The sequence below is a fragment of the Caulobacter vibrioides genome (genome assembly GCF_002310375.3).
Lineage (GTDB): Bacteria > Pseudomonadota > Alphaproteobacteria > Caulobacterales > Caulobacteraceae > Caulobacter > Caulobacter vibrioides_D.
Genome location: NZ_CP023315.3, coordinates 2,223,836 through 2,250,428, shown reverse-complemented (window position 1 = coordinate 2,250,428; position 26,593 = coordinate 2,223,836). Strand labels below are relative to the sequence as shown.

General features: G+C 67.7%; 25 protein-coding genes. 10 read left to right on the top strand and 15 right to left on the bottom strand.

Annotation, left to right across the window (positions count from 1 at the left end; translation table 11 throughout):
* Positions 1-17 precede the first annotated feature (17 nt).
* From CA606_RS10675 to lptF, 7 genes are all read right to left on the bottom strand, one after another.
* The gene (locus tag CA606_RS10675; protein WP_096053801.1) at positions 18-137 is read right to left on the bottom strand and encodes a hypothetical protein; all 120 of its coding nucleotides are present in this window, start codon (positions 135-137) and stop codon (positions 18-20) included.
* 63 nt (positions 138-200) lie between these two features.
* The gene (gene rsmA / locus CA606_RS10670) at positions 201-1,031 is read right to left on the bottom strand and encodes a 16S rRNA (adenine(1518)-N(6)/adenine(1519)-N(6))-dimethyltransferase RsmA (RefSeq protein ID WP_096051158.1); all 831 of its coding nucleotides are present in this window, start codon (positions 1,029-1,031) and stop codon (positions 201-203) included.
* 42 nt (positions 1,032-1,073) lie between these two features.
* On the bottom strand, positions 1,074-2,075 hold the full coding sequence (pdxA, locus tag CA606_RS10665) for a 4-hydroxythreonine-4-phosphate dehydrogenase PdxA (protein WP_096051159.1): 1,002 nt from the start codon (positions 2,073-2,075) through the stop codon (positions 1,074-1,076).
* Positions 2,072-3,409 (bottom strand): peptidylprolyl isomerase, encoded by a 1,338-nt coding sequence (locus CA606_RS10660; protein ID WP_181242544.1) that lies wholly within the window; start codon positions 3,407-3,409, stop codon positions 2,072-2,074. The genes pdxA and CA606_RS10660 overlap by 4 nt, the downstream gene beginning before the upstream one ends.
* A 184-nt stretch (positions 3,410-3,593) precedes the next feature.
* On the bottom strand, positions 3,594-6,026 hold the full coding sequence (locus CA606_RS10655; protein WP_096051161.1) for an LPS-assembly protein LptD: 2,433 nt from the start codon (positions 6,024-6,026) through the stop codon (positions 3,594-3,596).
* Complete coding sequence (lptG, locus tag CA606_RS10650) at positions 6,019-7,125, bottom strand: LPS export ABC transporter permease LptG (RefSeq protein ID WP_096051162.1); 1,107 nt, start codon at positions 7,123-7,125, stop codon at positions 6,019-6,021. The genes CA606_RS10655 and lptG overlap by 8 nt, the downstream gene beginning before the upstream one ends.
* Entirely contained in the window at positions 7,122-8,261 is a 1,140-nt protein-coding gene (gene lptF / locus CA606_RS10645; RefSeq protein ID WP_096051163.1) for an LPS export ABC transporter permease LptF, read from the bottom strand. Before lptF ends, lptG begins: the two co-directional genes overlap by 4 nt.
* Before the next feature lie 227 nt (positions 8,262-8,488).
* Here lptF and CA606_RS10640 point away from each other — a divergent pair, with 227 nt between their 5' ends.
* The 5 genes from CA606_RS10640 (at position 8,489) to CA606_RS10620 (ending at position 13,948) form a co-directional block, all read left to right on the top strand.
* Complete coding sequence (locus tag CA606_RS10640) at positions 8,489-9,970, top strand: leucyl aminopeptidase (RefSeq protein ID WP_096051164.1); 1,482 nt, start codon at positions 8,489-8,491, stop codon at positions 9,968-9,970.
* Between the two features lie 120 nt (positions 9,971-10,090).
* Positions 10,091-10,552: a DNA polymerase III subunit chi gene (locus CA606_RS10635; protein WP_096051165.1), complete on the top strand. Its 462-nt coding sequence runs from the start codon at positions 10,091-10,093 to the stop codon at positions 10,550-10,552.
* The gene (locus tag CA606_RS10630; protein WP_181242543.1) at positions 10,549-10,890 is read left to right on the top strand and encodes a peptidase inhibitor I78; all 342 of its coding nucleotides are present in this window, start codon (positions 10,549-10,551) and stop codon (positions 10,888-10,890) included. Before CA606_RS10635 ends, CA606_RS10630 begins: the two co-directional genes overlap by 4 nt.
* Positions 10,891-10,975: 85 nt before the next feature.
* Positions 10,976-13,459 carry an MASE1 domain-containing protein gene (locus CA606_RS10625; RefSeq protein WP_096051167.1) on the top strand — a complete coding sequence of 828 codons (2,484 nt, stop codon included), beginning with the start codon at positions 10,976-10,978 and terminating at the stop codon, positions 13,457-13,459.
* A 102-nt stretch (positions 13,460-13,561) separates the two neighbouring features.
* The gene (locus CA606_RS10620; RefSeq protein WP_423752932.1) at positions 13,562-13,948 is read left to right on the top strand and encodes a c-type cytochrome; all 387 of its coding nucleotides are present in this window, start codon (positions 13,562-13,564) and stop codon (positions 13,946-13,948) included.
* Between the two features lie 12 nt (positions 13,949-13,960).
* On the opposite strand, the gene CA606_RS10615 is transcribed toward CA606_RS10620, so the two are convergent.
* Together CA606_RS10615 and CA606_RS10610 are read right to left on the bottom strand one after the other, a co-directional pair.
* Positions 13,961-14,359 (bottom strand): hypothetical protein, encoded by a 399-nt coding sequence (locus CA606_RS10615; protein ID WP_096051168.1) that lies wholly within the window; start codon positions 14,357-14,359, stop codon positions 13,961-13,963.
* A 76-nt stretch (positions 14,360-14,435) separates the two neighbouring features.
* The gene (locus tag CA606_RS10610) at positions 14,436-16,301 is read right to left on the bottom strand and encodes an ABC-F family ATP-binding cassette domain-containing protein (protein ID WP_096051169.1); all 1,866 of its coding nucleotides are present in this window, start codon (positions 16,299-16,301) and stop codon (positions 14,436-14,438) included.
* Between the two features lie 96 nt (positions 16,302-16,397).
* Between CA606_RS10610 and ndk the strand changes: the two genes are divergently transcribed.
* On the top strand, positions 16,398-16,817 hold the full coding sequence (gene ndk, locus CA606_RS10605; protein ID WP_096051170.1) for a nucleoside-diphosphate kinase: 420 nt from the start codon (positions 16,398-16,400) through the stop codon (positions 16,815-16,817).
* On the opposite strand, the gene CA606_RS20055 is transcribed toward ndk, so the two are convergent.
* Complete coding sequence (locus CA606_RS20055; protein WP_233282147.1) at positions 16,814-17,056, bottom strand: hypothetical protein; 243 nt, start codon at positions 17,054-17,056, stop codon at positions 16,814-16,816. The two genes, ndk and CA606_RS20055, sit on opposite strands and share 4 nt — an antisense overlap.
* Between CA606_RS20055 and CA606_RS10600 the strand changes: the two genes are divergently transcribed.
* On the top strand, positions 16,940-17,539 hold the full coding sequence (locus CA606_RS10600; protein ID WP_096053802.1) for a YoaK family protein: 600 nt from the start codon (positions 16,940-16,942) through the stop codon (positions 17,537-17,539). The two genes, CA606_RS20055 and CA606_RS10600, sit on opposite strands and share 117 nt — an antisense overlap.
* On the opposite strand, the gene CA606_RS10595 is transcribed toward CA606_RS10600, so the two are convergent.
* The 3 genes from CA606_RS10595 to purM all read right to left on the bottom strand — a co-directional run bounded on the left by CA606_RS10595 (position 17,536) and on the right by purM (position 19,963).
* The gene (locus tag CA606_RS10595; RefSeq protein WP_096051171.1) at positions 17,536-18,153 is read right to left on the bottom strand and encodes a DedA family protein; all 618 of its coding nucleotides are present in this window, start codon (positions 18,151-18,153) and stop codon (positions 17,536-17,538) included. The two genes, CA606_RS10600 and CA606_RS10595, sit on opposite strands and share 4 nt — an antisense overlap.
* Positions 18,154-18,216: 63 nt before the next feature.
* A complete protein-coding gene (gene purN, locus CA606_RS10590; RefSeq protein WP_096051172.1) occupies positions 18,217-18,813 on the bottom strand; it encodes a phosphoribosylglycinamide formyltransferase in 597 nt (198 codons plus the stop codon).
* A gap of 124 nt (positions 18,814-18,937) precedes the next feature.
* Complete coding sequence (gene purM / locus CA606_RS10585; RefSeq protein ID WP_096051173.1) at positions 18,938-19,963, bottom strand: phosphoribosylformylglycinamidine cyclo-ligase; 1,026 nt, start codon at positions 19,961-19,963, stop codon at positions 18,938-18,940.
* 125 nt (positions 19,964-20,088) lie between these two features.
* On the opposite strand from purM, the gene rnd reads away from it, so the two are divergent.
* The 3 genes from rnd (at position 20,089) to CA606_RS10570 (ending at position 24,588) form a co-directional block, all read left to right on the top strand.
* Entirely contained in the window at positions 20,089-21,258 is a 1,170-nt protein-coding gene (rnd, locus tag CA606_RS10580; RefSeq protein WP_096051174.1) for a ribonuclease D, read from the top strand.
* Between the two features lie 250 nt (positions 21,259-21,508).
* The gene (locus tag CA606_RS10575) at positions 21,509-23,191 is read left to right on the top strand and encodes an ATP-binding protein (protein ID WP_096051175.1); all 1,683 of its coding nucleotides are present in this window, start codon (positions 21,509-21,511) and stop codon (positions 23,189-23,191) included.
* 104 nt (positions 23,192-23,295) lie between these two features.
* Positions 23,296-24,588 carry a serine hydrolase domain-containing protein gene (locus CA606_RS10570; protein WP_181242541.1) on the top strand — a complete coding sequence of 431 codons (1,293 nt, stop codon included), beginning with the start codon at positions 23,296-23,298 and terminating at the stop codon, positions 24,586-24,588.
* A gap of 32 nt (positions 24,589-24,620) precedes the next feature.
* On the opposite strand, the gene CA606_RS10565 is transcribed toward CA606_RS10570, so the two are convergent.
* Complete coding sequence (locus CA606_RS10565; protein ID WP_096051176.1) at positions 24,621-24,890, bottom strand: hypothetical protein; 270 nt, start codon at positions 24,888-24,890, stop codon at positions 24,621-24,623.
* Positions 24,891-25,047: 157 nt separating this feature from the next.
* Entirely contained in the window at positions 25,048-26,547 is a 1,500-nt protein-coding gene (locus CA606_RS10560; protein WP_096051177.1) for a Ppx/GppA phosphatase family protein, read from the bottom strand.
* Positions 26,548-26,593: the final 46 nt, after the last annotated feature.

Sequence of the window (26,593 nt, the reverse complement as noted above, 5' to 3'; positions counted from 1 at the left end):
TGATCGTCGCTTGAGGTCTATCCCGCCGTCGCGACGGGCGCGCGTGCCGTCATCGAGGCGGGACGGTGTCCTTCGACCATCACCGACAGCGCGGCCAGCGACAACAGGGTGCAGATCAGGATCAGGCGGATGGCCACGGCGGTCTCCTCGGCTTGCCAGGCCATCAAGCGGCGCCGTGGATGAACCGGAGCTGAAAGCGCTCAGCCCGCCGGACTGTTCAGCGTCGCTTCGGCCAGGGCCAGGAAGCCCGCGAGATCGATCACCTCGGCGCGCGCGTCTGGGCTGACGCCCGCGCGCTCGCAGAGCTCCGCCCCGCCCAGCGCCTTCAGGCTGGACCGCAGCATCTTGCGTCTCTGGCCAAAGGCGGCGGCGGTCACGCGCTCCAGCGCTGCGACGACGTCCGCCGGCGGCGGGTCGGCCCTGGGGGTCAGGCGAACCACGGCCGAGGCGACCTTGGGCGGGGGCGTGAAGGCCTTGGCGGGCAGGTCCATGACGGTCCTGGCTTCGCACAGGGTCTGGCTGATCACGGCCAGGCGCCCGTACGCATCATCGTCCGGCTGGGCCACGATGCGGTCGGCGACCTCCTTCTGGAACATCAGGGTCATCGACAGCGGACGGAACGGACCGGTCAGCCAGTTGATCAGCAACTGGGTTCCGACATTGTAGGGCAGGTTCGAGACGACGTGGGCCGCGCCGCCCGCCGCCTGGGCGGCGTCGACCTTCAGGGCGTCGCCTTCGACAAGCTCCAGGCGCCCTTCAGCGACCTCGGCCACCTCGGCCAGCAGGGGCAGGAAGCGGCTATCCTTTTCGATCGCCACAACCTTGGCGCCGGTCTCGAGCAGGGCGCGGGTCAGGCCGCCAGGGCCGGGGCCGACTTCAACCACGGTGTCGCCTTCGCCGATCTGGGCGAGGCGCGCGATCTTCCGGGTGACGTTCAGGTCCAGCAGGAAGTGCTGACCAAAGCTCTTGCGCGCCATCAGGTCGTGGCGTTCCAGGGCCTCGCGCAGGGGCGGCAGATCGGCCAGGCTCATCTCGTATCTCCCACCTGCTTATCCGACAGGGAACAGGCGTTTTTAAGCGCGGCGACGGGCGGCGATGTCGGCCGCCAGCTTGATGGCGGCGATCAGGCTATCGGGCCGGGCGATCCCGCGTCCAGCGATGTCGAAGCCGGTGCCGTGATCGGGCGAGGTCCGTACGATCGGCAGGCCCAGCGTGATGTTCACGCCGCCCCAGAAGTCCAGCATCTTCACTGGGATCAGCGCCTGGTCGTGATACATGCACAGCACGCCGTCGTAGCGCGTGCGGGCCTCGGGATGGAACAGGGTGTCTGCGGGCGAGGGACCTGACGCCTCGACGCCGAGATTTCGCAGGGCGCTCACCGCCGGTTCGATGATCTCGATCTCCTCGCGACCCAGGGCGCCGCCTTCTCCGGCGTGCGGGTTCAGCGCGGCGACCGCCAGGCGCGGCGCGGCGATCCCGAAATCCCGGCGCAGGGCCTGGGCGGTGACCAGGCCGGCGTTGACGATGGCCTCGAGGCTCAGTGCGGAGGGAACCTTGCTCAAGGCCGTGTGGATGGTCACCAGCGTGGCGCGCAGGTCGCCGGCGGCCAGCATCATCACGGGGCCCCGCGCGCCCTCCATGCCCGCCGCAGCGGTCAACTCCGCCAGGAACTCGGTATGGCCGGGAAACTGGAAGCCGGCCTCGTAGAGCGGAGCCTTGGCGATCGGCGCGGTGACCAGACCGCTGACCGCTCCGGAGAGCGCCAGCCCCACCCCGGTCTCGATCCAGCGGATGATCTGAGGCGCATGGCTAGGCGAGGGGCGACCAGAGACCACCGGCGAGAGCAGGGGGATATCGATCACGGGCAGGGCGTCGGCGAAGACCTGGGCGGCCTCCTGCGGTCGGGTGATGGCCCGCACCTTCACGCCGCCGCCGGCCGAGGCCAGAAGCTGCGCGTCGCCGATCACGACAAACGCAGGCCCCTCATGGCGCAGCGCGCGCCAGGCTTTCGCGATGATCTCCGCGCCGACGCCGGCCGGATCCCCGGCGCTGATGGCGAGGGGGCGCGACGTCACCGGGTTTCGATGGTCGCCTGGTTGCGCAGGTCGCGAAGATAGCGCTTGGCGATCAGGGCCAGTTGCTGGCCGCGCAGACGGTTCTCGATCTGGTCATGCGTCGGGGCGTTGGCGCCGCCCTGGCGCTTGCCGCACACCGCGATCAGGTGCAGGCCGGCGTCGGTGCGGATCGGGTCTGAAACCTGGCCCATCTCGAGCTTGTTGGCCGCTTCCTGGAAGGCCGGGGCGAGGTCGGTGATCTCCGCCTCGCCGAGGTCGCCTGCGACCAGTCCGTCGACCTTGCCGGCCGTGGCTTCCAGCGTCTGGCAGCTGGTGATCTTGGGCTTCAGATCGTTCAACAGCTTGGTCGCGGCGTCGACCTGGGCCGGGGTGGCGTCCGCCGCCAGCGGCGCGGCCACCTGCTTGAGGTCGACAATGGCGGTCTTGGAGCCGGCGCGCTTGTCGCGAAGATAGATGATGTAGACGCCGTCCTTGACCTGGATTGGGACCGACAGCTGACCCGGGCGCAGTTGCTCAAGCGCGGCGTCGACCTCGGCCGGCATCTCGCCCTGGCTGACCCAGCCCACTTCGCCGCCATTGGCCGCCGTGGCCGAGCCCGAGAACTGGCGGGCGACGGCCGCGAAGGGCGCGCCCTGTTGCATTTGGCTGATCAGCTGGCTCGCGCCGTTCACAGCCACTTCCATGCCGCCGACCCGGGCGGAGTCGAGGAAGACTTCGCTGATCTGATATTGCGGCTTGGCGGCTGCGTCCGCCAGGCGGCGCTGATAGGCCTTGATCTGGTCTTCGCCGATCCGAAGCCGCGAGCCATAGCGGCCTTGGATCCAGGATTGCCAGCTGGACTCGGCCCGCAGCTGGGCGCGCCAGGTGTCCAGACCGATGCCCTGCGCCACCAACTGTTGCTTCAACTGGTCCGGCTGCAGCCGGTTGGATTGCGCGATATCGCCGATCTGTTCTTCGACCTCCTTGTCGGTCGAGATGATCGTGATCTTCTGCTGCTTTTCGACCCGCTTGAGCTCCTGCATCTGCAGGCGCTCGTCGATCAGGGAGCGCAGGGCCTCCTGTTCGATCTGGGGCAGGTTCTCCTGGGTGGGCTGCATGCCCGAGGTCGCCATCAGCAGGCGCATGCGCTGCATCAGGTCGTAGCTCGAGATGATGTCGTCGTTGACGACAGCGGCGACGCTTTCGGATAGCGGCTGCGGGGCCGCCGGCGCGGGCGCCTGGGCCGCGGGCGGGGCGGCCTCAGCCGGCGCCTGTTGCTGCGCCATAGCGGGCGCGCCGAGGCTCGCCACGGTCAGGGCGAGGATGGACGCGGCGCCGGCCGCGAAAGTCGTCACGCTACGCGCAGACCGCATGGATAGTGTCGTTCCTCTAGGCCCAGCCGCTCCTTTCGGAGCGCGGTCGATTATCACAGTCTCGGTGGCGACGATCGCCCAACCGGCGTTCCTTGCGGACGCCGCCCCCGATAGTCGCGCTTGTGTGGCCTGCGGGTCCGCCCGCACGCCCCCCAAGCGCGGTCACTTACTTGCTGCTGTACCCTGTATCACCCAATGTGGCGAGGGTTAGGCGGAAGACGATCGTTCGATCAGGTTGCAGCCGCAGGCCGCTCACCGTCGAGGCGTAGCGGTCTTCCTGCTGGTAGATGACGTCGATGCGAATGCAGTCGTCCTGGTACGCGACGCCCAAGTCGCGGCGCCGCCAGACGCCTTCCACCATGTCGCGTTGCCCAAACGCGGTCAGCGAGAAACGGCTGGTGAGTTTCAACTCGCCGCGCGCTTCGAGGTTCTCCTGGCGGTTGCCGTTGGCGTCCAGCTCGTCCTTCAGATACCGAATCGAGCCGCCGCCGCGCTTGGTGAAGGCGTCGACGCCCGTTTCGATCCGGTGGATCTCCTGGGTCTCGGAGTCGAGGCGCGTGCGGACGAAGGCGTTGATACCGCGAACCGGCGTGACCGTGGCCACGACGATCCAGTCGGAAGACTTGGTCTGCAGGCCGGTGCGCGTGGGCAGGAGCGGATCAAACTCCGACCGGAAGCTGCGGCCCACCAGAATGCTGCCACCCCGGCCGTCAGGGCGCGCATAGGTCGCGCGGCCGCCGACGTTCAGGCGCTGGCCGCCTTCGTAGAGATCAAAGCCCGGCGACTTGTTCGCCTGGAACAGGTTGGTCTCGTCGAATTCCAGGGTCGCGCTGTCTTCGTTGTAGAGGTAGCGCTTAGTGCCATCTCGGGCCACGACCACCGGGACGCGCGAGCTGTCGGAGCCGACGGCCACCTGCGCCAACGGCTCCAGGACCACGCTGCCGCCGCTCTTGAGAGGCTTGTAGAAGGGCAGGCTGAAGTCGACGCCGCCGACACCCAGCGCCCGGGTGTAGGTTTCCTTGGAGTCATCGCCAAGGGCGCGAGCGGCCGGGGTCACGTAGGTCTTGATGGCGTAGGCGTCGCCGCGCGCCTGCGCGAACGGCGAGACCTTCAGGCCCGGACCGATAATGTTGCTGGCTCGCCAATCGGCCTTGACGCTGGCGCGGCTGGAGTCGACGCCGTTCTGGCCCTTGTAGGCGCCCAGGAAATAGGGCGCTTCGCCGTATTGCGACTCCGAGCGGTTCAGCATCACGCCGGAGCCCTGCAGACGCAGCCGTCCGCCGAGCACGGGGCTTTGCGGCTCCCAACGGGCCTCGACCAGTGGGCCGATCAGCGGAAACGCGCCGCTGTTCTCGAAGGCGTTCGCCGCGTTGGTGGCGGCGTTGATGCCCACGACGCGCAGGCCCTGCACCGAAACCGCCGACACCGAGAACCACGACCGTTGCGCCTGACGCGTCGCATAGAGCTGCGAGACCAGGCGGTGATCGTCGCTCGTGAACAGGCCGCGCTGTTGGTAGACGTCGTTGACCTTGTACTTGTCGAAGAGCAGGGCGTCCGACACGCGCTCGGCCGAGAAGCCCCACTTCCAGTGCTGGTCGATGTCGAACTTGCCGTTCGCCAGAATATAGCTGCGGAAGGTCTCCTCGCCGAAGCGATCGCCCTTGATGTCGAATTCCTTGTCGTAGGTGAAGCCACCGCGCGCCTCGAGCATCCCCGAGTAAAAGCGCTTGCGATAGTTCACGTTCAGGAACGGATTGACCCGGCTATTGATCTGCGGAGCCACGATCACGTCCGACGAGGGCGAGATCACATGGTAGTAGGGCTGGTTGTAAGAAACACCACGGCCCTTGGAGAAGTCGAGCTTGGGGGCCAGGAAGCCTGAGCTCCGCTTGGCCTGCGGGTCCGGGTGCCAGAACAGCGGCAGGTAGAGCACCGGCGCGCCCCACATGCGGATGACCGCGTTCTTGTAGTAGATGAGCTGCTTGGGCTTATCCTGAACGATCTTGTCGGCGGCGACCGACCACGTCGGCGTGGGGTTCTCGGCGCAGACCTCGCAGGGCGTATAGATCGCCTTGTTCAGTTCCTGGATGTTCTCGTTGCGGCGAACGGCGCTGGCGGCCGCGACCTTCATGTTCTGCTCGAGGCGGGCCGCGAAATTACGCGCGAAGCCGGCCTTCATGTCCCGATCGAGCTCCAGATGGTCGGCGAACTCGGCCGTGCCGTCGGGATTGATCAGCTGGACATTGCCGTCCGCCGTGATCGCGCCGGTCTTGCTGTCGTAGACCACCTTATCCGCACGAACGGTGCGGCCCTGATAGCGGGCTTCGACCGATCCCTCGGCGGTGATGATCTGGTTCTTTTCGTCTCGGATCAGAAGGTCCGATTCCAGATAGTAGCCGTCGTCGCCCAGCCCGTCGGAGGGCGCGGCTTTGACAACGGGCGTCGCGGGGATGGTCGCGAGGCTCTGCTGGGCGTGGGCCGCGCCGGCGCAGGCCAGCGCCAGCCAACCCGCACCGCTCATCAGCAGCAGGCGGCAGGCGGACGGGACGCTGGCGCGCGTTTCAGTCATGGACGACCCTGGAAACAATGACTCACCCATCTTCCGTATAGCAAAGCAAAGTGAAGCCCACCAAAAGCGCGATGGCCGGCGGGGTCCAGGCAGCGATGAACGGGGCCAGAACGTCGGCCTTACCCAATGTGCTGCACAGCTCGTTGAAGAAAAAGAATCCAAAGCCCAGGGCGACGCCCGACCCGGCCAGCGTGGCCAGGCCCCCCAGGCGCATCAGGCGCAACGAAAAGGCCGCCGCCAGTACCGACATGGCCGCAAAGAGCAGCGGCGTCGCCAGATCCTGCTGAAGGCGCAGCTTGAAGGGCGCTGCAGAGAAGCCGGCGTCCTCGGTGCGCTGGATCGTGGCGGGCAGGCGCCACAACGCCACCGCTTGCGGGGTGTTAAAGCGCTCCGACGCGGTGCGGTCGTCGAGGTTGGACGGAATGGACAGGCTGTCGGAGCGAATGGCGCCGGCGCCGGGCGTGGCTTCGCGAACGCCGCTCAGCCGCCAGAATCCAGGCTCCAGGCGCGCCTCGTTGGCCTCGATCCGGCGGGTGAAGTCCATCACACCCTTGGCGTTCAGCGTGTAGACAAACAGCGACACCCCGCGCAGACGCACCGAGCCGTCCACGAGCTCCCGCGCACGGGCGCGGATTACGATCTGGGTCTTGTCGTCGCCCTGGCGCAGCCACGTCCCCTTGGGCGCGTCCTTCAGATAGCCGTTCATCGTGCGGTCGCGCTCGGTCTCGAACTTGGCCGTCATCGCCGTGGTCAGCGGATTGAGCAGGGTGATCGTCAAGAGGCCGATGACGAAAGACGCGGCGGCCGCCGGCATGATGAACCGCCAGGCCGAGATCCCGGCCGCGCGCATGGCGATCAGCTCGCTGCGGCGGTTCAGCTCGACGAACGCCCACATGGTGCCGAACAGGAAGACGAAAGGCGCCAGCACCAGGATGGTCGCCGGGGCCTGCAGGACGGTCAGATACAGCAGGCGCAGGAAGCTGGCGTCGGCGCGCGTGCCCACGTTGCGCGCGATGTCCACGAACGCGATCAGCATCACCATCGCGCCCAGCACCGCCAGGGCGCCGACCAGCGCGCCCATGGTCCGCTTGAGCACGTAGCGTTCGAGCATGCCCATGGTCAGCATCACGCCGCTCCCGAAAGGGCCGGCGCGGCGGCGGCCGGCTTCGTCCCGCGTCGGGACGAGACCTTCTGGCGGAAGATCTGCGACATCGCCCAGCCCGTCGCGGCCAGCGGCACGACGTACTGCAGCATGTTGAGCCAGGGATCGTCCTCGCACGCGGCCTGCACCCCGAACCCGACGATACGCACAATGGCGGCGGCCGCGCCGACGGCGGCGATGCGCCTGCCATAGCCCATCCGGCTGAACGAGCCGCCCAGCACGGCCGCCAGGGCCATGCTCATCAGCGCGATGTTGTAGAGCGGGCCCGCGAACCGCGAATGGCCCTCGGCCAGGAGCTTGTCCTTGTTTCGCTGCTCCCACTCCTGGGTCAGGTCCGGAAAAAACAGCTCGTGCGGATAACGGTCGGCGATCTTGTAGTGCAGCAGCTCGTCGCTGTGGAACAGGCTGGACAGGTCGAAGGTGTACTCGTCGAAGGACGTGTACTGGAGCACGCCATTGCGCGAGAATTGCTGGTTGCTGCCATGGCGCATGATCAGCACCGGCTCACCCTTGCGGGTGGCGATCTCGGCCTCGCGCGACGAATAGGTCGACGCCGCGCCGTTGGGCAGTTCCTGGTGGATGAACAGGTTCTGGATCTTGTTGTCGCGGTCGATCGACTGGGCGTAGACGGTCAGCCCCGGTCCTGGCTCGGTGAACTGGCCCGGCTGGACCAGAGTCGAGGCGACGTCAGTCTTGATCTGGAAGGCCGTCTCGCGGATCTGGCGCGCGCTCCAGGGCTGCAGCCACAAGCCCGAGACCAGCGAGATGATCGCCGCCAGGATCGCCAGCCGCATGGCCGGCGAAATGACTCGCCAGCGACTCATGCCGCCCGCGAAACAGACCACGATCTCCTGTTCGGTGTGCAGTCGGTTCAGCGCCACCAGGGCGGCGACGAACAGGGCCAGCGGCATCATGATGCCTAGCAGCTGGGGCAGGGCCAGAAGGATGATCTTCAGGAAGACCATCGCGCTCTGGCGCTGCTCCACCAGCACGTCGAACTCCGACAGGCTGCGGGCCAGCAAGGCGAGCGCCACCAGAGCCGCAGTCGCCAGAAGCGTCGGGCCTAGCAACTGCCGGAAGAGATAGCGTTCAATGAGGCGCATGAAGTCGGGGGATCGGGGCTTATGGATTCGTGGGACGAACCCCGAAGATGCGCCGTTCTACACGGGGGCTTAACGCCAGCACAACCGGGGACCTGACTTGGCTGTCTCGAGTGGAGCCGAACGGAGCCTTTTCTAAGGCGCGGCATTGGACTATGCCGCCTTGATGAGAAGAGGCGGCGCGCGGTCCGATGCGCCGCTCACGGTCGCCCATTTTGCAGGAGCGCGGCATGCGTATCGAGTTCGTTCCCGTCGACACCCAGGCCGGCGCCACCGCCGCCCTCGCGGTCCTGGCTCACGAAGGCGCGGCCCTGTCGCCGGAAGCCCGTGCGGCCAACGAGGCGACGGGCGGCGCCCTGGCGCGCGCGATCGCCGGCGGTCGCTTCACCGGCGCCAAGGGGCAGACCCTCGACCTCGTCGCGCCGAACGGTCTTGAAGCCGCGCGTGTCGTTCTGATCGGCGTCGATGGTTCGGGCGCGGTCGAGCCTGAGGCGATCGAGCTGGCCGCCGCGTCGGCATTCCAGGCCGTGAAGACCTCCGGCGTCGTCGAGCTGGTGCTTAAGCTCGGCGCCGACGCCGAGACCGCCGCCCGCGCGGCCTTCGGCGCGCGCCTGGCCGCCTACCGCTTCGACAAGTATCGCACCACCGAGAAGGCCGAGAAGAAGCCCTCGGTGCAGGTGGTCAAGATCGCCGCCGCCGATCCGGTCAAGGCCCAGAAGGCCTACGAGCCGCTGGCGGCCCTGGCCGATGCGATCGTGTTCAGCCGCGACCTCGTTTCCGAGCCCGCCAATATCCTGCACCCCGAAGAGTTCGCCGCCCGCGCCAAGGGCCTGGAGAGTCTGGGCCTGGAGGTCGAGATCCTGGGCGAGGCCGAGATGGCCAAGCTGGGCATGGGCAGCCTGCTGGGCGTGGGGCAGGGCAGTCGCCGCGAGAGCCAGCTTGTCATCATGAAGTGGATGGGCGCCGCCGATAAGTCGGCCCAGCCGATCGCCTTCGTCGGCAAGGGCGTCACCTTTGACACCGGCGGCATCTCGATCAAGCCGGCCGACGGCATGGAAGACATGAAGTGGGACATGGGCGGCGCGGCCGCCGTGGCCGGCGTCATGCACGCCCTGGCCGGCCGCAAGGCCAAGGTCAACGCCATCGGCGTGCTGGGCCTCGTCGAGAACATGCCCGACGGCAACGCCCAGCGTCCGGGCGATGTGGTCACCTCGATGTCGGGCCAGACCATCGAGGTGATCAATACCGACGCCGAGGGCCGCCTCGTGCTGGCCGACGCGCTTTGGTACACGCAGGAGCGCTTCAAGCCCCAGTTCATGATCGACCTGGCCACCCTGACCGGCGCGATCATCATTTCTCTCGGCCATGACTACGCCGGTTTGTTCAGCAATAACGACGGCTTGTCAGAGAAACTTCTCAGCGCCGGCAAGGCCGAACGCGAGACGCTGTGGCGCCTCCCGCTGCCGGCCGCCTATGAGAAGCAGATCGAAAGCCCGATCGCCGACATGAAGAACATCGGCGGGCGTCCGGCCGGTTCGATCACGGCCGGGCTGTTCCTGCAGCGCTTCGTCAACGGCGTGCCGTGGGCCCACCTCGACATCGCGTCGGTGGCCTGGAAGAAGCCGTCGGCCGACCCGACCGTGCCGGACGGTGCGGTGGGCTTCGGCGTGCGTCTGCTGAACCGCTTGGTCGCCGACGCCTACGAAGGCTGATCCGAAAGGGCTGTCATCCCGGCCCAGCGCAAGGCGTGCCGAGCCGGGACCGCCCCAAGCGCCGCGTTTGTCGCGGTCCCGGGTCTTCGCTACGCTCGCCCGGGATGACAGGGAATTTCGATGACGGCTAACCCCTGCGAGGTCTGGTTCTATCACCTCGAGCGCTCGCCGCTCGAGGCGGTGCTGCCCGAGCTTCTGGAGAAGACGCTGGGGCGCGGCTGGAAGGCGTTGGTGCGCGGCGGCGATCCGCGCCGGATCGAGGCGCTGGATCAACATCTCTGGACCTGGCGCGAAGACAGCTTTCTACCGCACGGCCTGGCCAGCGAGCCGATGGCCGAGCGCCAGCCGGTGCTGCTGACCGCCGACGAGGGGAACCTCAACGGCGGCGACGCGCTGTTTCTCATCGACGGGGCCGAACCTGGAGATCTTTCAGGCGTTTCGCGCTGCATCCTGTTGTTCGACGGCCGCGACGAGCAGGCCTTGGCGCAGGCGCGGGGTCGGTGGTCTATGTTCAAGAAGGCCGGGCATCCGGTGTCCTACTGGCGCCAGGGCGCCGAGCGTGGTTGGGAGAAGCAGGCATGAGGCGAGCAGCTTCGGTGTTGATCTCGGCGATGGTTCTGGTCGGGTGCTCCAGCGCGCCCGAACCCGCACCGCCGCCGCCGCCCTCCACGCCGACCGCGCCGCCCGCCATCGCCCTTCCGGCTGCGCCGCCGCAGAGCGAGCCCAAGGACGAGTGCGGCCTGAAGGACGCCCAAGCCTATATCGGCCAGCCTCGCACCAGCCTGCCGGCTCCGGTCGATCCGTCCCGCTGGCGGGTCGCCTGCACGACCTGCCCGGTGACCATGGACTACCGCCCCGACCGCTTGAACATCCTGTTCAACGCCGACACCGGTCTTGTCCAACAAGTAAAGTGCGGCTGACGACGGGCGCGTCCCAAGCTTCGGTGGCGTGTCGCGACGCCGCATGAAATAACGGAATCAGCCCGATCAAAGGCCGGTTCAAAGCATGGTCGACAAGCCGACTTTCGAAACAGGTTCGCGCGGTGATCTGGGCCGGGCGGTCTTGGCCGCCCTGATCGCCGCCTTCGGTTTCGCGATTCTGGCCTATCTCTGTGTCGAGCCGCCGCGCGCCTATGGCTATGTGACGCCGATCTGGCTTTCCAACGGCTTCTTGGCCGCCTTCCTGCTGTCATCCCCCTCAAGACGGTGGCCGGCGATCATCCTCGGCGGTCTGATCGGCGGTCTGGCCGCCGGCGCGCACGCGGGCGACAGCCCGCTGGTCAACCTGACGCTGGTGCCCATGAACGTGTCGCAGGCCACGCTCGCGGCCTTCCTGGTGCGCAGGGCGGTCGGCGAGGTGATCGATCTGGGACGACCGCGCGACATGCTGGCCTTCGTCCTGTTGGCCGGAGGTCTGGCGCCTCTGGTGATCGGATCGCTCGCGGCAACTTTCCACACCGCCCTGCGCGGCGGCGACCTCGTGCACAACATCGTCACCTGGTCGCTGAACGACATCCTCGGCATGTTGTGCATCGGACCAGCGCTCCTGGTGCTCTCGAGGGCCAAACACTACCTCCGCGAACGCCCGTTGACGCGCGACGGCGTTCTATCGATCGCGGCCTGCTGCGCGATGGCGCTGATCGTGTTCGGCCAGACCCGATATCCGCTTTTGTTCCTGCTGCCGCCGATGATGCTGATCGCCGCCTGGCGTCAGGAGGTGTTCGGCGCGGCGCTGTGTTCGGCGCTTGTGGCCACGATCGCCCTGGTGCTGACGCTCGCGGGACGCGGACCGATCAACCTCATCCAAGGCGGAGCTTACGACCAATCTCTGGTCCTGCAACTGTTCCTGGCGGCCTCGACCTTCATCAGCCTGCCGGCCGCGGCCCTTCAGCGACAGCGGCGCGAAATCGTGGCCAACCTCGTGAAGGCGCGCGCCGAGGCCGAGCTGAGCGAAGCCCGCTATCGGCTGCTGGCCGAGAATGCGCTGGACGTGATCGCCCATAGCGATCTCGACGGCCGAATGACCTACATGTCGCCGGCCACGCACGCGATCCTCGGCTACGCCCCGGAAGAACTGCTGGGCTGGGCCTATATGAAGGTCCTCCATCCGGAAGACACCTTGCGCATCGCTGATCTGGTCCGCGCCCAACGGGAGGCCAGCGCGCGGGGCGAGGTGATGGCCATCACCGTCGAGTACCGCGCGTTCCACAAGGACGGCGCGATGATCTGGCTGGAGTCGCGGCCGATGCTCGCCTGCAGTCCGGAAACGGGTCAGCCCGTGGCCGTCACCGACATCATCCGCGACATCACCGCGCGTAAGACGCTGGAGATGGCGCTGCGCGCCGCTCGCGCCGAAGCCGAGACCGCCGCCGCCGTGAAGGGCGAGTTCCTGGCCAATATGAGCCATGAACTGCGCACGCCGCTGACGGCGGTGATCGGCTTCGCCAATCTGCTGGCCGAGGAGCCCGATCTGGGCGCGCGATCGCGGCGTTATGTCGACCGTATCGCCACGGGCGGTCAGACCCTGCTGACGACCATCAACGACATCCTGGACTTTTCCCGCCTCGAACAGGGGCGCATCGCCCTTCAACCGCGCCCGGTCGCGATCGGCGATCTGGTCGCCGACGTTCTTGAGATTCTGGCGCCGGCCGCGAAGGAAAAGCAGCTGACGCTGCGGTCCGTGGGCGGCGACGCCATGCCCGGGCGCGTGATCCTGGATCCCGAGCGGGTCCGCCAGGTGTTGCTGAATCTCGTCGGCAATGCGGTGAAGTTCACCGAAGTGGGCGAGGTGGCGCTGGAGACCGCTTACGACGTCCAGACGGGGCGCCTGCGGATCAGCGTGATCGATACGGGGCCGGGCGTCGGCGAGGCCGATCAGGCGCTGATCTTCACGCGGTTCGCGCAGATCGACGCCGCCTTGAACCGCAAGCATGGCGGCGCCGGTCTTGGCCTGGCGATTTCGCGCGGGCTGGTGGAGTTGATGGGCGGCGAGATCGGTGTCGCCAGCAATGAGGAGCAGGGCGCGCGCTTCTGGTTCGAGATTCCGGCGCCGTTGGCGTCGACGCTAGCCGCGCAAGACGATGAAGGCGTAGCCGACTTTCCCATGCCGCCGCCCGGGCGTCGCGTGCTGGTCGTTGATGACAACGCCGGCAACCGCGAACTGGTCCGTTCCGTGCTGGAGGCCGTCGGCGTCGAGGTCGTTGAGGCCGTTGACGGCGAGGAGGGCGTGACCGCCGCCGCCGCCGAGCCCTACGACGCCATCCTGATGGACCTGCGCATGCCGCGCCTGGACGGGCGCTCGGCGGCGTTGCGGATTCGGGCCGAGCGCGGGCCCAGCGCTCAGGCGCCGATCATCGCGTTCTCGGCCGACGTGCGCTCCGGCCCGCTGGACCCCGTTTTCGACGGCGCGACGCCCAAGCCGCTGACGGTCATGTCCCTGTTGTCGACCCTGGTCGAGGCCTTGGAAACGCGCGGGTCCGCGACGGTCTGAACCGCCCAACGGGCGCCGCGGGCGGCCGCAACCTTACGCGGTCGCCCGCACTTGGCTGCGCCTCGTGCTGCGCGCATCTTCAGGGTGACGGGAGTGACCGACATGCGAAGGCTTTTGACGACCGCGCTGGCGATGATGGTCTTGATGGCGCCGGCCATGACGGCGGCGCAGGCGTCGCGATCAGGAGCGACGGCCGACGACGCGCTTCCCGGCTCGCCGGCTCGAGGCGCGGCGTTTGCGGCCAAGCAATGCGCCAGTTGTCACGCGATCAGCGCCGATGGCGTCAGTCCGCGCCAGGACGCTCCCCCCTTCGGAGAGGTCGCCAAGAAGTACGCGGACTACCGATTGGACTGGGAACTGGAGGCGATCGCCTCGGTCGGCCATTACGCCATGCCGGCCAAGGCGATGACGGCGATCCAGATCGCGGATGTCACCGCCTATCTGCGCACGCTGTATGACAAGCCGCGCGACGAGCACCATCGCCGCTGAGGCGGCAGGCGGTCAGCGCTTACCCACGCCTGGAAACTGCGCCACGCCGTCTTCGAAGACGCCCAGATAGCCAAGCTCGCCGAGCAGCGGCGTCAGGTCCTCGACCAGATCGCCGGACTGCGGCAGGTGAACCGGACGGTCGTTCTGGTCATGCAGGCGGTAGACCGTCCACATCTTGCCGCGCGGCGCAGGCGCGCCGGGCTGGATGAACTTGTGCTCCCAGCCGACCAGGGCCGGGGAACGCCCCACCTCGATGTCGAAGGGGCGGTCACGGAAGGCCAGATCCATCTCGATCCGCAGGGCCTCGCCGATGCGGGTGTTCACCCATTCGGCGAACGCCTCCAGCACGACGTGCGACGACAATCCTTCCGGATTGGCTACGACATGGTTGCGGGGGTGACCTGTGCTCATGGGTCGCACCATGCGGCGACACACGTTCGGGAAGCGCTAAACGACATGGTTTAGCGGCCGTTCACCCTGAGGTGGCTCAGCCTTCGGCCTCGGCCAGCTCCTCGGCCAGGCTCATCCAGGCCTCCTCGGCCTCGTTCAGCTTGGCCTGGGCGTTGTCGCGGCGCTTGGTCAGTTCGGCGACCTTGCCCGGGTTCTTGACGTAGAGATCCGGGTCGCCGAGCTGGGCTTCCAGTTCGGCCAGGTCCCGGGTGCGCCGCGTCATCACCTGCTCGGCGGCCTCGACCTTGCGGCGAAGCGGCTCGACGGCGGCCTTCTTCGTGAGCGGCGCGACGGGCTTTTCAGGCTCGCGGCTGACCTGGGTCGGCTTCACCGCCTGCTTGGCGCGCTCCAACACGAACTTGGCGTAGTCGTCCATGTCGCCGTCGAACGCCTTGACCGTGCCGTCGGCCGCCAGCCACAGGCGGTCGGCGACCAGCTCCATCAGCGAGCGGTCGTGGGTGATCAGGATCACCGCGCCCATGTAGTCGTTCAGGGCGTCCAGCAGAGCCCGGCGGCTGTCGATGTCCAGGTGGTTGGTCGGCTCGTCCAGGATCAGCATGTGTGGCGCGTCCATCGCCACCAGGTTCAGCAGCAGGCGCGCGCGCTCGCCGCCCGACAGGCTCTCGACCTTGGTCTCCTGCTTCTCGAAGCCCAGGCCGAACTGGGCCAGTTTCGAGCGGCGCGAGCTTTCCGAGGCCTCAGGCATGGCGCGGCGGATGATCTCCAGCGGCGTGTCGTTGGGATCCATCGCCTCGATCTGGTGCTGGTGGAACCAGCCGACCTTCATCTTCTTGTCGCGGTGGAACTCGCCGGCCTGTACGCCCAGCGCGCCGGCGATCATCTTGGCGAAGGTCGACTTGCCCGCGCCGTTGACGCCCAGAAGACCGATGCGGTCGTCCAGGTCCATGCGCAGGTTCAGGTTCTTCAGGATCGCGCGACCCGACTCATAGCCGACGCTGGCCTTCTCCAGCCGGATCAGCGGCGGGGGCAGGGGCTTGGGCGGCGAGGGCAGGGTGAAGGGCGCGACGCGCTCCTCGATCGTGGTGGCCACCGGCTCCATCTTGGCCAGGCGCTTCATCCGCGACTGGGCCTGGGCGGCCTTGGAGGCCTTGGCCTTGAAGCGGTCGACGAAGGCCTGCAGGTGGGCGCGCTCGGCGTCCTGCTTGGCTTTGGCCGACAGTTGCAGGCGCGCCTTCTCGGCCCGGCGCTTTTCGAAATCGTCGTAGCCGCCGGTGTAGAGCTCCAGCTTGCCGCCGGCCAGGTGCAGCATGTGGGTGCAGCTGTTGTTCAAGAGCTCGCGGTCGTGGCTGACGATCAGCGCCGTGTGCGGATACTTCTGAAGCCGCGCCTCCAGCCAGAGCGCGCCTTCCAGGTCCAGATAGTTGGTCGGTTCGTCCAGCAGCAGCATGTCCGGCTCGGCGAACAAGGCCGCGGCCAGGGCGACGCGCATGCGCCAGCCGCCCGAGAACTCGCTCATCGGTCGGTGCAGGTCCTCCTGGGTGAAGCCCAGACCCACCAGGATTTCCGAGGCGCGGGCCGGGGCCGAGTCGGAGTCGATCTCGATCAGGCGGGCCCAGATCTCGCCCATCTCCTCGGGATCGGCGGTCTCCAGGCGCGTCATCAGCGTGTGGCGCTCGATATCGGCTTCCAGCACAGTCTCCAGCAGGCTCACCGGCGTGGCCGGGTGTTCCTGGTCGACCGAGCCGATGCGGGCGCTCTTGGGCAGGCTGATTTCGTCATCGCCCGCGTGCAATTGGCCCAGGATCAGCTTGAACAGCGTCGACTTGCCAACGCCATTTCGTCCGATCAGGCCGACCTTGGCCCCCGGCGGCAGGCTGACGGTCGCCTTGTCGAAAAAGCGCCGGCCCCACGCATTGAAGGTCAGGTCGTTGATCTGCAGCATTTTTGTGAAGCTTACGCGGTGGGGTTGGCGAGGGCGGGGCGCACGGCTATAAGCCCGCAACCTCCCAATTCACAACTTTTCTGTGAGATCACTGTCGTGACCGAACGCACCTTCTCGATCATCAAGCCGGACGCCACGCGTCGTAACCTGACCGGCGCCATCAACGCTGTGATCGAGGCCGCCGGCCTGCGCATCGTCGCTCAGCGCCGCGTGAAGCTGACCGAAGCCCAAGCCAAGAAGTTCTACGAAGTCCACGCCGAGCGTCCGTTCTACGGCGAACTCGTGGGCCAGATGACCGCCGAGCCGGTCGTCGTCCAAGTGCTGCAGGGCGACAACGCCGTCCTGAAGTACCGTGAAGTCATGGGCGCCACGAACCCGGAAAACGCCGACGAAGGCACCATCCGCAAGCTGTTCGCCCTGTCGATCGGTGAAAACTCGGTCCACGGCTCGGACAGCCTGGAGAACGCCGGCATCGAAATCGCCCAGTTCTTCACGGAAGAAGAAATCGTCGGCTAATCGCCGTCGACATTTCTGATGACGCAGAGCGGCCGGATCGGTGACGATCCGGCCGTTTTCTTTTGTGCGGAGGCCGGGACGTGCAGCACTACGGACGCGGCGAGGTGGCGCTGGCGGTCACGCTGTCGGGCGTGGCGGGCTATGTCGACGCGATCGGCTTTCTGAAGCTGGGCGGCTTCTTCGTCTCGTTCATGAGCGGCAACTCGACGCGCCTGGGCGTGGCCCTGGCGACCAGCCACTGGGCGGCGGCGCTGACGGTCATCGGCCTGGTCGCTGCGTTCGTGGCGGGCGTGGTGCTGGGCGCGCTGACGGCCCGGGCGCTGGGCGAGACGCGGCGCTCGCCCGTGCTGGTTCTTGAGGCGGTGCTGCTGGCGGCCGGGGCGATCCTGCTGGCGCTCGGTCATGACCGAGCAGGGGTCACGGCGGTGGCGATGGCCATGGGGGCGGAGAACGCGGTCTTTCAGCGGAACGGCGACGTGGCCGTGGGCCTGACCTACATGACCGGCGCCCTGGTCAAGGCGGGCCAACGTATCGCGGGCGCTATTGTCGGCCGAGAGCCGAACGACTGGTGGCGTTATGCACTGCTGTGGACCGGCCTGGCGGCGGGCGGGGCGCTGGGGGCGCTGAGCTATCTGACGATCGGGGCTGCGGCCTTGTGGTTCGCGGTCGCGATCGTGCTGGGCGGCGCGCTCTGGGCCGAGCGTCGCTACAGGGCTGTTTAGGCCAGGACCGTGCGAGGACGGCGCAGGGCCATCCAGGCCGTGGCGACCACGATCAGCGCCGCGACGGCCAGCGGACCGGCCACGCCGGGATCAAGATCCAGGCGCTGCAGATTGACGACGGCCAAGTAGCCGGGGGCCATCAGCGACACGACCCAGATCGGCGCGGTCAGCGCGCTGGCGATATGGAACCGCCAGGGGCGGGCGCGGCTCATGCCGGCCAGGATCGGGATCATCGGGCGGACGGGGCCGAGATAGCGGGCGGCGATGATCGCCACCGTGCCGTAGCGACGCGCCAGGAGCTTGGCGCGGGCGAACAGGCGCCGACGGCCCGAGAACAGCATCCGAGCGCCGTGGCGGCCGCCCAGACGGTGGCCGAGCAGGTAGGACAGGGCGTCACCGACCGCCGCGCCGGCGCTGCACCACAGCACCGCCTCGACTGGATGCATGACGCCTTGGGCCACAAGGGCGCCGGCGGCCAGCATCACGCCGACGATGGGGATCAGAACGCCCACCACCAGCAGCGCTTCCAGCAGGGTCAGCACAAACAGCACCAGACCCGCCAACACGCTGTTGTCGGCCGCAAGGGCGAAGGTCTGAGTCAGGAAAGCGTCCATGGCTCCAGTATCGTTACCGACTGTGACGAATCTCTGACCCAGCGTTGTAAACGTGCGTGAACCCTAGTTTTGTGCTGCGGAAAGGCCGCGACAGAAGGTCGCCAGGGTGTCGGCGTAGAGCCTGTGTTCCTGCTCCAGCACCCGGGCGGCCAGGGCGGGCTCGTCGTCGCCGGGCAGGATGGGCACGCGGGCCTGGCCCAGGATCGGGCCCTCGTCGACACCGGCCGTGACCAGATGGACCGTGCAGCCGGCCTCGACCTCGCCGGCGGCGATGGCCCGAGCGTGGGTGTCCAGACCCGGATAGGCGGGCAGCAGGGACGGGTGGATGTTGAGCATCCGGCCCTCCCAGGCGTCGACCAGGAAGGGGGTGAGGATCCGCATGTAGCCGGCCAGGGCGATCACCTCGATCGCCCGCGCGCGCAGGGCCGCGTCGATGGCGCGTTCATGGGCCTCGCGGTCCTTGCTGAACGGCTTCTGATCGACGCACAGCGCCTCGACGCCGGCCGCGGCGGCGATCTCCAGGCCCTTGGCGTCGGGCTTGTTGGCCATCACGAGAGCGATCTCGAACGGACAGCCGGCATCGCGCGACGCGGCCACAAGCGCTTCCATGTTCGAGCCCCGGCCCGAGATCAGCACGGCGACTTTGGTGCGTTGGGTCATGAGCGGCTCCCGCCCTGCGTCCTTCGAGGCCCGCTGTGCGGGCGCCTCAGGATGAGGGGTTCAGTGCAAAAACGTCCTCATCCTGAGGTGCGCGCTCCTGAGCGCGCCTCGAAGGACGCAGTGACTAAGCCTTGACCAGCTGGCCGCAGATGAAGGCGTCCTCGCCGGCGTTGAGCAGGGCCGCCAGCACCGGCTCGGCGTCGGCTTGGGCCACGATGAGAATAAAGCCCACGCCGCAGTTGAAGGTGCGGCGCATCTCGTGCTCGGTGATCCCGCCGGTCTTGGCCAGCCAGTCGAACACGGGCGGCATGGCCCAGCTGTTCCAGTCGAACTCGGCGGCCAGGCCCTCGGCGATGGCGCGGGGCGGGTTCTCGATGAGGCCGCCGCCGGTGATGTGGGCGCCGCCCTTGACGCGGCCCGACTTCAGCAGCGGCAACAGCGACTTCACATAGATGCGGGTCGGGGCCATCAGGGCCTCGGCCAGGGTCTTGCCGGCTTCGAAGGGGCAGGGGGCGTCCCAGGCCAGGCCCGAGCGCTCGACCACGCGGCGCACCAGCGAATAGCCGTTCGAGTGCGGACCCGACGAGCCCAGGCCGATGATGATGTCGCCGGCGCGCTGCTGGTCCAGCTTGGGCAGCACCGCGGCGCGATCGACCGCGCCGACCGAGAAGCCGGCCAGGTCGTATTCGCCGTCGGCGTACATGCCGGGCATTTCAGCGGTCTCGCCGCCGACCAGGGCCGAGCCCGAGATCTTGCAGCCCTCGGCGATGCCGGCGACGACGCTCTTGGCCGTCTCGACGTCCAGCTTGCCGGTCGCGAAATAGTCCAGGAACATCAGCGGCTCGGCGCCCTGGGCCAAGAGGTCGTTGACGCACATGGCCACCAGGTCGATGCCGACCGTGGCGTGCATGCCCGTGTCGATGGCGATGCGCAGCTTGGTGCCGACGCCGTCCGTGGTGGTGACCAGCAGAGGGTCGTCGTAACCAGCGGCCTTCAGATCGAAGAGGGCGCCGAAACCGCCCAGGCTGGCTTCCGCGCCGGGGCGGCGCGTGGCCTTGGCCAGCGGCTTGATGGCGTCCACCAGGGCGGCGCCCGCATCGATATCGACACCCGCCTGGGCGTAGGTCAGGCCGTTCGGCAGATCGCTCATTCGCTCGCTCTGGTCTGTCGGAAGGCCATGACGCCGTCCGATCTCGCGGAAAATTTGCTTCCCGGCCACGCTTGGCGCGTCTTGACGCTTGCAGACTCGGGGGTGCGCGAGGCTATTAGCAGCGGATGAAGCTGATCACCACCACCGCCGAGTTGGCGGCGTTCTGTAATGGCCTTGCGGGCGAGCCTTTCGTCGCCGTGGACACCGAGTTCATGCGCGAGACGACCTATTGGCCCAAGCTGTGCCTGATCCAGGTCGCGTCCCCCACCCAGGAAGCCGTCATCGACCCGCTGGCCGATGGGATCGATCTGGAGCCGTTGCTGGCCGTGATGCGTGACGAACGCATCCTCAAGGTGTTCCACGCCGCCCGCCAGGACGTCGAGATCTTCAACAATCTGAAGGCGATGCCCAAGCCGCTGTTCGACACCCAGGTGGCGGGCATGGCGGCGGGCTTCGGCGAGCAGATCGCCTATGACGCCCTGGTGCGTCAGATGCTGCGGATTGAGATCGACAAGTCCAGCCGCTTCACCGACTGGGCGCGCCGTCCGCTGACCGAGGCTCAAACCAGCTACGCGCTGGCCGACGTCACGCACCTGGCCAAGCTGTTCCCCATTCTGCGCGAGCGCCTGGAGACATCGGGCCGCCTGGCGTGGGTGGAGGAGGAGATGACCGCCATCTCCGACCCGGCCGCCTATGACGTCGATCCGGAAAAGGCCTGGCGTCGCCTGCGTCCGCGCAAGACCGCGCCGAAGTATCTGGCGGTGTTCAAGGCCGTCGCCGCGTGGCGCGAGCGCACCGCCCAGAACCGCGATCAGCCGCGCGGCCGGATCCTGAAGGACGAGGCGATCGACGAACTGGCCACCCAGGCGCCGGGGAGCCTGGAGGCGCTGAACAACCTTCGCGGCGTGCCCAAGGGGTTCGGTGGCAGCAAGTTTGGTCCGGACCTTCTGGCCGCCATCAAGGACGCTCTGGCCGATCCCGAGGGTTACGCCCCCGTCGTCGACAAGCCCGGCCCGCCGCCGCCCCAGAACGCGGGCGCCGTGGTCGAGCTTCTCAAGGTTCTGCTCAAGGCGCGCGCGGAGGAAGCCGGCGTGGCGTCCAAGCTGATCGCCACGGTCTCGGACCTGGAGAAGATCGCCGCCGACGACAACGCCGCGACGCCGGCCCTGGTGGGTTGGCGACGCGAGGCGTTCGGCTCCGACGCCTTGAAGATCAAGCGGGGCGAGCTGGCGCTGGTGCTGGACGGCGCCCGCGTGCGGGTGGTCGAGGTGCGACGCGCCCCGAAGCCCGATTGATCGTCCTTGGTTGAGCCTCAAATTCGCGGTCTAGGCGTCCCGCTGGCGCCTCGATCGCGCGTTTTCAGCACCTGAACACGCCTTGCGCGCCGTGCGCAGGGCTCTCAAGCCTGTCTGGCTTGGACGGACTGATCTAAAGTCGATATGCAGCCACGCGGGGGCGCTGAGTTAGAGCGCGTTCGGGCGGTTTGATCGCTCACGCTTGAACATAACGCGGTCTAGGGTCGGTCAGACTGGGTGGCGCGTCCGGATGGGAACGGTGTTGCGGACATTCTGGACAAACCTGGCGGAGGAGTATCGCCCGGCGGCGTTGTCGCGCCGCAAGCAGGTTCCGCTGCGTCTGTTCGTGATCGTCACCCTGTGCGTGACGGCCCTGATCTTCAAGAGCATGCCGTTCCTGTTTGTCTGGTCGGTCGCCTATCTCGGCGTCCAGATCTGCGAGCTCTATGCGCTGAAGCGGTTCATCAACGCCGCTGACCCGACCGACCGGGTCTGGATCAACCTCGTTTCCGATGTCGCCCTGGCCACGGTGTTCGGCTGGCTGGCCCTGCCGTTGTGGGAGATGGGCACGCCCGCCGGGGCCGCCGGGGCGATCCTGCTCTTGTCGGCCTCGATCTTCACCGCCCTGATGGGCGCCGAGGGCTGCATGGTCGCGTTCATCAGCGGCGCGGGGCCGCATGTGGCCTATCTCTTCATCACGCCTCTGCTTGCGGGCGGCCGCAATGACCCGGTCCTGCCGTACTTCCTGATCGGCGGCGGGCTGTTCAGCCTGACCATAGCCATGACCTTCCTGTGGTCGCACCGGACGATGAAGGCCGAGCGGGAAGCCCGACTCGCCGCCGAGGCCCAGGTGGCCGCACGTTCGGCCCTGATCGCCATGGTCAGCCACGAACTGCGAACCCCGATCAATGCCATCGTCAATGGCGCGGGACAGTTGGACGCGGGCGGCGCTGGTCTGATTGCCGATGCGGGGCGGATGATGCGCACCCTGCTCAACGACCTGCTGGATCTGTCGAAGATCGAGGCCGGCCGCATGGGTGTGGAGATGGTGGACCACGACCTGCGGGCTCAGGTCTCCGACACCGTCGATTTCTGGCGCGGGGCGGCTGAAGCCAAGGGGCTGACCCTGACCTTGACCGACGCCGAGCGGCTGCCGCGCTGGGTGCGGGGCGATCCGATGCGTCTGCGGCAGGTGCTGAACAACCTGATCAGCAACGCCGTGAAGTTCACAACGGAAGGCGGCGTCACCGTCGACGTCCGAGCGGTCGCCGGTGCGGCGTCGGCTGTTGAGATCGAGGTTCGTGATACCGGACCAGGGCTCACCGAGGCGCAGATCACCCGGCTGTTCGATCCCTATGAGCAGCTTGGAGGCGAGACCGCGCGGAACTTCGGCGGCACCGGTCTTGGCCTGGCGATCAGTCGTGACCTTGCGCGTCTTATGGGCGGTGAGCTCGCCGCCAGCCCGGCGCCCGAGGGCGGCGCGCGGTTCGTCCTGCGCCTGCCGACCCCGGCGGGCGCCGAGCCGACGACCCTTGAGTCCGCAGCGGATGAGAGCATTGGCCTTGTCGCGCGTGTGGATGCGCCGCGGATCCTGGTGGTCGACGACCACGACATCAACCGGCGCACCTTGCGGGGGATTCTCGAGGCGTTCGGGGCCGTCGTCGATGTCGCCGAGGATGCGCTGAGCGCTCTGGCGGTGTGCGAGACCCAGCGGTTCGACGCGATTGTGATGGATGTGCGCATGCCGGGCATGGACGGTCTGGAGGCGACGCGCCGGCTACGCGCGGCGGGCCTCAATCGCCAGACGCCCGTGGTTGCGGTGACCGGCGCGGTCTCGGCCGAGGAGATCGCAGCCTGCAACGAGGCGGGTATGACGGCCTGTGTCGCCAAACCCGTGAGCGCCCGCGAACTTTACGCCGCCTTGTTCGGGTGAGGACGGCGTTATCGCCTGACGGTCGGCGGCTTCTTCACTAGAACCGAACATGGCGCGGCGAGTCGGCGCGCCGCTGATTTGCCCCCGAACCGCCGCAGGATCCCGTGCTGAAGATCGACCCCGAGCGCGTCGTGGTCAGGAACGCCCATCGCCTATGGTTGGCCATCGGCGCGGCGGCGCTGATGCTCCTCTTTCTCGGCGCAATGCTCCTGCCACGCACGGCCGGTCGGCTGACTAGCGCGAGGCAAGACATGGCCGCCGCGGCTGCGCCGCCCGAACGGCCGCAGGACTGGCGGGGCGACATCGACTACCAGGCGGTCGACCGCCGCCTGCGGGCGATGATGACCGACCGGTCGATGCAGGGATTGGCGGTCGCGGTCGTCGAGAAGGGGCGGCTTTCCTTCGTTCAGGGCTATGGCGTCACAGCTGAGGGCGGGACGCCGGTGGACGCGCGGACCGTGTTCCGCTGGGCCTCGCTGTCGAAAACGGTCGCGGGAACCTTGACCGCCCGATTGGCGGCTGACGGCGCGCTGTCGCTGCAGGATCCCCTTTCGGCCTTCGACACCAGCCTGAGGCTGCCTGGCGATGCTCAGGTCGGTCTGACGCTGGAGCAGCTTCTTTCCCAGCGCACGGGCCTGGGCCGTAACGCCTACGATGGTCGTCTGGAGGATGGTGAGGATCCCAACGTCATTCGCGGATCTTTCGCGACCTTGAAGTCGGTGTGTCCGCCCGGGACCTGTCACACCTATCAAAACATCGCCTACGACGCGATCACCGAGGTGATCCACGCCCGCACCGGTCTGGACTATGCGGAGGCGGTCAAGCGCCGCCTGTTCGAGCCGTTGGGTATGAAGAACACAACGTTCGGGGAGGCAGGTCTGACGTCATCGGCCCATTGGGCCAGGCCCTATCGGCATGGCCGGGCCTTGCCGTTGTCCGAGGCCTATTATCGCGTGCCCGCGGCGGCCGGGGTGAATTCGACGATCGTCGACTTGGCGCTCTGGATGCAGGCGCAGATGGGGCTGCGCCCCGATGTGCTGTCGGGTGCGGTGCTGGGCGAGGTGCAGCGTTCGCGCGTCGGCACGGGGCGTCCCTATGGCCGCCTCAATATCGCCCGCGAACTGAAGGCTCCAGGCTATGGCCTGGGCATGCGCAGCTTCACCTACAGGGGGCATGACCTGGTCGGTCACAGCGGCGGCGTCGCGGGCTACCGCGCGACCATGATGTTCGAACCGGCGACGCGGACGGGGATCGTCATGCTGTGGAACAGCGACGCCAACCTGCCGTTCCGCTATCAGGCCGAGTTCTTCGACCGCGTCTACGGGCTGCCGTTCACCGATTTTCTCGAGTTGGACCGGGGCGATCCCATCACGAGCGGCTCGGAGTTGGCGGACTAGCCGGAGCAGACGCGGTCAAGAGGCCTGGGTGATCACTGGCCGAACTGAGCCAGAGCGCCGCCGGCGGCCAGACCCAAGGCGCAGAAGACGCCCAGGTGGAACACCACGCCGATGGCGACCGTGCGACGGACCGACCAGGTGCTTTCCTGGGCGAAAACGCGACCCAGTTCCGATTGCAGGGTGCGCGCGGCGCTGGTCACGGGCGCGTCATGGTCATTGGCCACGCGGAGTTCGGGGCGCTTGCGAGCGACCGGAGCCGTAGCGATAGCATCGAGATAGTCGAACTTACGCTGCAACATCACTGACCTCCACAATTGTTGTTGGAGGAAGGTTGCGCGAGGCAGGGCTAACAAACCGTGCGCATTTCACACGTTTTGGCTGCGTCAATCTGTCATTTGCCCCGTATTGGGGAAATTCAGGCTCGATTAAGCATGATAAAAGCCTGCGCTATAACTGAATTTACGCGGCGATAATCTTTGGCTTAAGTCCAAGGTGCTGGGCCGCCGTTGTCGCACGCTTATTGGTTTGTTCACCAAGAAGCAGATCCGCGAAGCCCGGCTCAGCGGCCAGAACCAGATGATGCTTGTCCAGGCCCAGGCGCGAATGGGCCAGCAGGCTGGGGCTGCGGCCCGACAGGTCGCAGGCCAGCCGGATCGTCGCGCCCAGCGCGCGCGCGCGTTTCAACTGGGCGGGGGTCAACAGGCGCTCCAGCGTGTGAAGCTCCGGCGGGTGGAAGTTGGTGGCGTGGCGCGCGTGCGCGGCGGCGGCGAGGAAGCAGCGCTCGGCGTGACCTTGGCCGGCGATCGGGGCGCGCAGCACCTGCTCGAACACCAGATCGGCCCGGTGATCGGGGTGCAGGCGCACGCCCATGTCCGCCAGGCGGCAGGCCGCCGAGATCAGCACCGCGTCGCGCTCGCCGAACAAGGCGGGCAACTGGCTGAAGGCTGGTGCGATCCAGGCGTCGAGCGCTGGGCCAAGATCGTCGGCGACGCCTTGGCGATGTCCCAACGCTCCGCAGCCTTCGATCAGTGGGTCCAGCCCCCGCACGCGCGGCGGCATGGCCTCGAACAGCAGGCCCTCGCGCACGCCGTAGGCCGAGATCTCGATCCGCTTCAGATGAAGCTGCTCGATCAGGGTCTCCAGCACGATGGCGGCGTAGGGGAGGGTTTCCGAGCGCTTCTTGCTCATGCCCTCGATCCGCTCGAGCGAGCTCTTGGACTGGTGGGCGACAAGGCGTGCGGCGTCCAGCGCTTCGCCGGCGCTGATCGTATACTGATGCACGACGTGCAGCGGATAGCCCGACAGCCGCATGTGCAGCAGGGCGAGGTTGCGCCAGGCTCCGCCGACGGCGTGGAAGGTGTCGGTGCGGAACGCGGCGGCGACCGGCGCCAGGCGCTCCTGGGCGAGGCGACGCACCCGGTCGGCCTCGAAGCCGTTGGCGGTTCCCCCAGGACCGGCCAGGCTGAAGGGGCCCAACGGCAGGGTGACGCCGCGCCCCGCGCCGGTAGCCGACAGGTGAACGAGCTCTAGGCTGGCCCCGCCAAGGTCGCCGACCACGCCCGTGGCGTCCGGCGCGCCGGCCAGCACGCCGACGGCGGCGTAGTGGGCCTCTTCCTCGCCCGAGAGGACGCGGACGTTGAAGCCGGTCTCCTCACGCACGCGGGCGATGAAGTCGGGACCGTCCTTGGCCTCGCGGGCGGCGGCGGTGGCGACCACGAAGATCTCGGCCGGGTTCACCGCCTCCAGGACGGCGCGGAAACGCTTGAGCGCCTGCAGGGTCTGGACGACGCCTTCGGGCGCCAGGCAGCCGGTCTTGGCCAGGTCACGGCCCAGGCCCGCCAGCACCTTTTCGTTGAACACGGTCCAGATGGCGCGGCCTTCCAGCCGGTACACCACCAGGCGGACCGAGTTTGAACCGATATCGATCACGGCCGCGTCGCGCGGCGCCTGGAATGGCATGGGCGTCCTTTAGCGCATTCCCGGCGCGGGGAAAGCGGGACCGACC